The 4,947-nt window shown below is 47.2% G+C and carries 5 protein-coding genes and 1 pseudogene; 3 read left to right on the top strand and 3 right to left on the bottom strand.

The annotated features are described in order from the left end of the window. Nucleotides 1–125: pseudogene (locus tag QT979_RS28355) on the top strand (photosystem II q(b) protein); the annotation flags it as partial. A 425-nt stretch (nucleotides 126–550) separates the two neighbouring features. Beyond that, on the top strand, nucleotides 551–1,306 hold the full coding sequence (locus QT979_RS28350; RefSeq protein WP_333212115.1) for a GerMN domain-containing protein: 756 nt from the start codon (nucleotides 551–553) through the stop codon (nucleotides 1,304–1,306). Between the two features lie 115 nt (nucleotides 1,307–1,421). Here the strand turns inward: QT979_RS28350 and QT979_RS28345 are convergent, their stop codons facing one another. The 3 genes from QT979_RS28345 to efp form a co-directional block, all read right to left on the bottom strand. Beyond that, nucleotides 1,422–1,814, bottom strand: a complete 393-nt coding sequence (locus QT979_RS28345; RefSeq protein ID WP_006631662.1) for an ArsR/SmtB family transcription factor — start codon at nucleotides 1,812–1,814, stop codon at nucleotides 1,422–1,424. Nucleotides 1,815–1,844: 30 nt separating this feature from the next. Further along, complete coding sequence (gene accB, locus QT979_RS28340; protein WP_333312333.1) at nucleotides 1,845–2,402, bottom strand: acetyl-CoA carboxylase biotin carboxyl carrier protein; 558 nt, start codon at nucleotides 2,400–2,402, stop codon at nucleotides 1,845–1,847. A 192-nt stretch (nucleotides 2,403–2,594) separates the two neighbouring features. Next, nucleotides 2,595–3,152, bottom strand: coding sequence for an elongation factor P (gene efp / locus QT979_RS28335; RefSeq protein ID WP_333058573.1), 558 nt, complete (start codon nucleotides 3,150–3,152; stop codon nucleotides 2,595–2,597). 580 nt (nucleotides 3,153–3,732) lie between these two features. On the opposite strand from efp, the gene QT979_RS28330 reads away from it, so the two are divergent. After that, complete coding sequence (locus QT979_RS28330; protein ID WP_333212112.1) at nucleotides 3,733–4,857, top strand: peptidylprolyl isomerase; 1,125 nt, start codon at nucleotides 3,733–3,735, stop codon at nucleotides 4,855–4,857. Nucleotides 4,858–4,947: the final 90 nt, after the last annotated feature.

The following is a 4,947-nucleotide window of genomic DNA, read 5'->3' as shown; positions in this document are numbered from 1 at the left end:
TGATCAACCGCGCTAACTTGGGTATGGAAGTAATGCACGAGCGCAATGCTCACAACTTCCCGCTTGATTTGGCTGCTAGTGAAGTCACCCCAGTAGCAATGGTTGCTCCTTCTATCAATGGTTAAGTTTTAGCTATCGATTGACAAAAAGCGCTCCTAGTAATAGGGGCGCTTTTTGTTTGGGGAAAATATTTTTTAGAGACCTGCTTCAATCCGTTAAATCCCTTAAATCCGTTACCCCCCTTACCTCCGTTGCCTTCCTTCTTGCTTTTTACTTATTTTTTATTCCTTTATTCTTTAATTTTTTATGATTACTATAGAATATAGCCACTAGGCCGATCGAGATACTGTGACATACTCCACGGGCGAAATCTTATATTATGGTCTAGGATTCCAATAGTCGGATTCAGAATATGTTGGGCTTGCTATAAAGTGTTCGCTAGCAGCAATGCAATTGTGTCAATTCCAGAATCTAACCATAGACAAATGTAGCTGATCGGGAGTCGCTCCTCACCGTCCCAAGCGCTCTATTTCTAAAGAGGATTTGTATTATGAAAGATGGACAAGAAGTACGCCGCGTCTCCACAGCCGTCATTGCCGGTGTTTGCGGGTTGGCTTTACTGACGGGAGGGGGCATTGCCTGGTGGACTGCGAACCGTTCGCCAACCCCCGCAGATACGCCGTCTTCTGCTCAAACTACCGCTCCGGCGCTGTCCCCAAGTCCAGCGGAATCTCCTGCTGTAGTTATCCCCGTACCCCCTCCAAATCCTGTACAAGTGCCACAGGTTCAGACGCCACAGGTTCAGACGCCGCAGGTTCAGACGCCTAACGCTCTGATCCCAAAATCGCCGCAGCCAAAGCCTTTGCCGCAGACTGATGTCCAGACAGTGCAAGTCTACTGGGTTAAAGATGCCAGCGGCAAATTTGAGGGAGTTCCTACGAAAGTAGCTGTCAAACAAGCTGACAAGCCTGATGCAGCTTTACAAGCTGCTTTTAACAGTTTGTTGGCTGGGCCGAAGGATGGAACTGTTTCTAGCGAAATTCCTAATGGGACAAAACTCAGGGGTTTGAGTGTCAAAAATGACGGAGTTTATGTCGATTTGTCGGCCGAATTTACTTCGGGGGGAGGGAGCAATTCGATGACTGGCCGGTTAGGGCAAGTTATCTATACGGCTACGAGTTTACAACCGAATACCAAGGTTTGGATTTCGGTGGAAGGCAAGCCTTTAGAACTTTTGGGTGGCGAAGGTTTGGAGGTGGCTCAGCCGAGTACACGCCAAAGTTTTGACAAAAATTTTCCCCTTTAGTAATTATGAGTCATTAGTTACAAGTGATTAGTCATCGGTCTGAAGGCCGAGAATAGGAATTGATAACTGATGACTCATGACTGAGGGTTGAGGATTGAGGACTGGCAACTAATTTTCAGTGCTTTGTAGTTAGGCTAAATGCCCGAAAGTGTAGGGCTTGCTGTTCGATCCGGCTGGCAAGCCGATCGCACACCATATTACACAGCTCAAAAATTAACTCGTCTTGCACCTTATAATAAGCTGAAGTCCCTTCACTCCGGCGAGTGAGGATACCAGCTTGGAGCATGAGTTTTAGGTGCTTAGAAACATTGGCTTGACTCGTTTGAGTAGCTTCCACCAATTCTTGCACGCATTTTTCGCCGTCGCGAAGCAAGTTCAAAATTCGTAAACGCATGGGTTCGCTCAAAATACTGAAATACTCAGCAACTTGTTGCACAACCTCTTGCGGGACAGGCTGGGATGACTTCATCAAACTCACCGGAGAGAAGTGATCGGGAAATATTAGCATTTATTCTGTCCATAACAATAAAGTAATCCTTCAATCCGGATTAATTCGCATCAACACTTGACCGTATTCGACAGGTTCGCCATTTTGAACTAAAATTTCCATCACTTGACCGGAGACTTCATCAGCATCGATCTCGTTCATCAGCTTCATCGCTTCGATAATACAGACTGTCTGGCTGACCTTGATGCGATCGCCCACATTGACAAAAGGTGGCTCATCAGGAGCAGCAGCGCGATAAAAGGTTCCTACCATCGGCGAGATAATTGGCACCCATTTCGTATCTACAGAAGCAGGTACGGCAGCAGGTGCGGCGACAGGGGCGACGGGTACAAAGGCAGCCAGATCCGCTGCTAAATTTTGGTCAACAGCAGGAGGTGACGCTAAGGTGGGGCTAGGAACCGCGCCCAACGCGATCGGAGCGACACTCGCCACAGCAGCAGGGAGCGCAGCAGAGGTGCCTGGTGAACTTGCCAGAATGCCTTTGCGTACTGTCAGTTCGATATCCCCACTTTTTAAGGTGAGTTCCGAAATGCCAGTTTTGTCTAATACAGTTAGCAGGTCACAAAGCTGGTTTAAGTCTAGTTGCACAGCAGATTCAAGGGTAATTGAGAATTGAAAATTGAAAATTGAAAATTCAGAATCAGGCGAAGCTAGGAGCATCAACGACTTTGGAGGAAAAAGGGATAGTTTTTAAGCTGTGAGCGATGAGTATTGAATTTGGAATTCTTTAACTCATAACTCAGAACTAAAAACTAAAAACTCCCTTTTATTCCCTCGTTTCTATTCTCGGCCGAGGTACTTGTCTTCACGAGTATCAATCCGAATCCGTTCTCCAATGGAAATAAATAGAGGCACCATAACCTGAGCTCCGGTGGAGACGATCGCGGGTTTGCTGCCACCGGTGGCAGTATCTCCTTTGACTCCGGGATCGGTTTGCAGCACTTCCAAGACAACAGAGTTGGGCAGTTCCACTTCCATGATTTGGTCGTTCCAGCGCAGGATGCTGACTTCCATCCCTTCACTGAGGTACTTGACTCGATCGCCTATTTGCTTAGCATTGAGGCGACTTTCCTCGTAAGTTTCCATATCCATAAAGACGAACTCGTCGCCCTCTTTATAGGTATGCTGCATCACACTCTTTTCCAGGTTGGCTTGAGGCATAGTCTCGCCCGCCCGGAAGGTTTGTTCTACTACGTTTCCGGTTTGGACGTTTTTTAATTTTGTCCGCACGAAAGCCGAGCCTTTTCCTGGCTTGACGTGGAGGAATTCGATAACCCGCCACACGCCGTTATTCCATTCAATTGAAACACCTGGTCGAAAGTCGTTACTGGAGATCATATAAATTTTTGCGGGCAATCCCGTCGCCTTGAGGCACGGGGGAACTAAAGTCAGTCGATTTTAGATTTGAGATTTTAGATTTGAGATTTACTCCACAGATGAATTTGGGAGATTGAACCTTGGTCTAAAATTTTGATCTCTCCACGACAGGAGTCTGGGGATTGTATCCGTTTTTGAGCGGGTCAGGTTAAAGCCGCAGTCTAGCTGACGGCATCAAAAAGCAATTGGCATTTTATTTTACCGTTCAAAGGGAGCAAGTGCTTTACTGAAATGTTAGTGGCCGTGGGCAGTGGGCAGTGGGCTGTTGTCAGTTGACAATCAAGCATCCAGGATACCCGCCACGTGATTCATTCCGAAAGCAGACTCAGGACCCAGAAATAAAAAACCTGTATCCGATCAACAAGCCCCCGAATTTATCCGTGGGGTCAATCTAAAATCTAAAATCTAAAATCTAAAATCGATTGACTGTTGTTAGTGGGCAACTCCTCCCCAGCCAAACCAACAGACACTTTAGATGGGTAGCAGCTTAGAGGGCGGGCAGCGCTGTGGGAAGATAAGAGAGGCAATAAAAGTTAAAGTTATGTTGCATTGGCCTAATTTCTCGATCGATACGTGCAAGCGCTGGGTCAAAACCGTCGCTTTAGCGCTCTTGCTGTTCACTCTCTCCCTGAGTTTCAGTGCAGTCTCCCATGCCAAACGCCCCAGCAGCAGTATGCCTGCGGGGAATGCGATTACGGACGGCCGGGCGCTGCTGCGCTTCGCTTTACCTATTGACAATCAGACTGTACGGGAGTTGCAAGTCAGTCTCGAAGACATTGGCAACCATATACGGTCTAAACGTTGGGGGCCTATTAGCAGCGATGTCAGTAAAGCTTCCAGAATTCTCAACCTTCGGGAATCTGACCTTTTAGAGAGTATTCCCGACGCCAAAAAGCCGGAAGCGGAGGCGCTAGTTGCAGGAGTCAAGGAGAAAGTTGCTCAACTGGAAAAGGCTGTTGAGGCTAAAGACAGGGACAAAGTGATTGACTTGAAAGCCACAATCTTAGGTTCGGTAGGCGAAATCGAAGAATTGATGGTGACAAAGTTTCCGTTTGAAGTGCCGGCCAAGTATGCTAATCTGCCTCAACTGAAAGGGCGCGCTACTGTGGCTGTACAAACTGAAAAAGGGGAAATTACTGTTGTGGTTGACGGCTACAGCGCCCCGGTTACGGCTGGTAATTTTGTGGATTTAGTTGATCGAGGTTTTTATGACGGTTTGCCGTTTATTCGATCGGAAGAATCCTACGTTTTGCAAACGGGAGACCCCGAAGGCAGGGAAGAGGGTTTTATTGACCCAACTACTGGCAAATACCGGAATATACCGCTAGAAGTGCTCGTCAGGGAGGAAAAAGAACCTATTTACGGGATTACTCTAGAAGATGCGGGGCGTTATCGCGACGAACCTGTTTTGCCTTTTTCTGCTTTCGGTACTGTGGCTATGGCCCGTACAGAAACTGACCCTGATAGCGCTTCTTCTCAGTTTTTCTTTTTCTTATTTGAACCTGAACTCACGCCCGCTGGCCTGAATCTGTTGGACGGCCGCTATGCTGTTTTTGGTTACATGATTGAAGGAAAAGAAGTTTTGGAGCAACTGAAGCAGGGAGACAAGATTGTTTCTGCTAAGGTAGTTAAAGGAATCGAAAATTTGGTGCGACCTCAAGTTTAATTAATGACGGCGATTGAAAGAGACTGTTGGCGAATGTCTGAGGGGTTTCACCCCTCAGACATCGCCGTCCTGAATAGGCAGAATGATTGT

Origin of the sequence: Microcoleus sp. w2-18bC1 (assembly GCF_036700365.1) — a bacterium.
GTDB lineage: Bacteria > Cyanobacteriota > Cyanobacteriia > Cyanobacteriales > Microcoleaceae > Microcoleus.
Note: the sequence above shows the minus strand (reverse complement) of the source record. Positions and strands in the feature narration are given on the sequence as shown.

What these genes read in the sequence shown, in the direction of transcription:
- QT979_RS28330 (WP_333212112.1), top strand. Translation starts at nt 3,733, where the DNA reads ATGTTGCATTGGCCTAATTTCTCGATCGATACGTGCAAGCGCTGGGTC.
- efp (WP_333058573.1), bottom strand. Translation starts at nt 3,152, where the DNA reads ATGATCTCCAGTAACGACTTTCGACCAGGTGTTTCAATTGAATGGAAT.
- QT979_RS28345 (WP_006631662.1), bottom strand. Translation starts at nt 1,814, where the DNA reads ATGCTAATATTTCCCGATCACTTCTCTCCGGTGAGTTTGATGAAGTCA.
- QT979_RS28350 (WP_333212115.1), top strand. Translation starts at nt 551, where the DNA reads ATGAAAGATGGACAAGAAGTACGCCGCGTCTCCACAGCCGTCATTGCC.